The sequence below is a fragment of the Micromonospora sp. KC213 genome, assembly GCF_004348325.1.
In the GTDB taxonomy this organism is placed as follows: Bacteria; Actinomycetota; Actinomycetes; order Mycobacteriales; family Micromonosporaceae; genus Micromonospora.
This window is the reverse complement of record NZ_SMKF01000348.1, coordinates 1-1,392: the sequence shown is the minus strand read 5'-3', so window position 1 is coordinate 1,392 and position 1,392 is coordinate 1. Positions and strand designations below refer to the sequence as shown.

Below are 1,392 nucleotides of genomic sequence, written 5' to 3'. Positions count from 1 at the left end.
GCTCGGGGCGGGCCGGGGCCGACTGCGCCGCCGCGAGGTCACCGTGTCGGCGCGGGGACGCGGTGCCGCCGCCCGCCCGAAGGAGATCAAGGTCTGGTTGCCCGGTGACCACCTCACCCGGGTCATTCCCCGCCCGTCGGCCGTCGCGCCCGGCGCCGCCCGCGGCGCGTTCACCCTGGTCGGTCCGGTGTGACCGGCCAGCCGGTGCGTACCCTGCTGCTCTGGTGCCCGGACTGGCCGGTGATCGCCGCCGAGATCGTCGACGGGGTGCCCGCCACCGGGCCGGTGGCCGTGCTGCGCGCCAACCGGGTGGTCGCCTGCTCCGCGCAGGCCCGGGCGGAAGGGGTGCGCCGGGGCCTGCGCCGGCGGGAGGCGCAGGGTCGCTCCCCGCAGCTCACCGTGCTCGACCACGATCCCGGACGGGACGCCCGCGCCTTCGAGCCGGTGGTCGCCGCCGTCGAGGAGGTCGTCGCCGGCGTCGAGGTGGTACGCCCCGGTGCCTGCGCGCTGGCCGCCCGCGGCCCCGCCCGGTACCTCGGTGGTGAGGAGGCGGCCGCCGAACGGATCGTCGAGCAGGTGGCCCAGGCCTGCGCGGTGGAGAGCCAGGTCGGCATCGCCGACGGGGTCTTCGCCGCCGGGCTGGCCGCGCGCAGCGGCCGGATCGTGCCCCCGGGTGGGACCCCGCCGTTCCTCGCCGGGCTGCCGGTCGAGGCGCTCGGCCGGCCCGCCCTGGCCGACCTGCTGCGCCGGCTCGGCGTGCGTACCCTCGGTGACTTCGCCACGCTGCCCGCCGGTGACGTGCTGGCCCGGTTCGGGTTCGACGGGGCGCTGGCCCACCGGCTCGCCGGGGGGCGGGACGACCGGCCGCCGGCGGTCCGGCAGCCTCCCGTCGACCTGACGGTGACCGCCGAGTACGACGAACCGTTGGACCGCGTCGACGTGGCCGCCTTCGCCGCCCGCGCGCTCGCCGAGCGACTGCACGACCGGCTCGCCGCGTACGGCCTGGCCTGCACCCGGCTCGGCATCGAGGCGGTCACCGCGCACGGCCAGGAACTGCACCGGGTCTGGCGGCACGACGGCCTGCTCACCGCCGCGGCCATCGCCGACCGGGTCCGCTGGCAGCTCGATGGCTGGCTCTCCGGCAGCACCGGCCGTGCCGGAGCCCGTCCCGCCCGGCCGACCGCCGGGATCGTCCGGTTGCGACTGGTCCCGGACGGGGTGCTGGCCCGTTCGGGGCTGCAACCCGGGCTGTGGGGGGAGGCCGGCGAGGAGCGGGAGCGGGCACACCGCGCGTTGAGCCGGGTGCAGGGCATCCTCGGCCCGGAGGCGGTGGTCACCGCGGTGCTCGGCGGTGGCCGCTCCCCGGCCGACCAGACGCACCTGGTCCCGTGG

Annotated in this window: 1 protein-coding gene and 1 pseudogene; both read left to right on the top strand. The window is 78.5% G+C overall.

The features are described 5' to 3' along the window. Window positions 1-193, top strand: a pseudogene (locus E1166_RS30550) (hypothetical protein); the annotation flags it as partial. Beyond that, a partial coding sequence (locus E1166_RS30545) for a DNA polymerase Y family protein (RefSeq protein ID WP_132343257.1) occupies window positions 190-1,392 on the top strand: 1,203 nt, incomplete at its 3' end. The pseudogene E1166_RS30550 and the gene E1166_RS30545, both read left to right, overlap by 4 nt.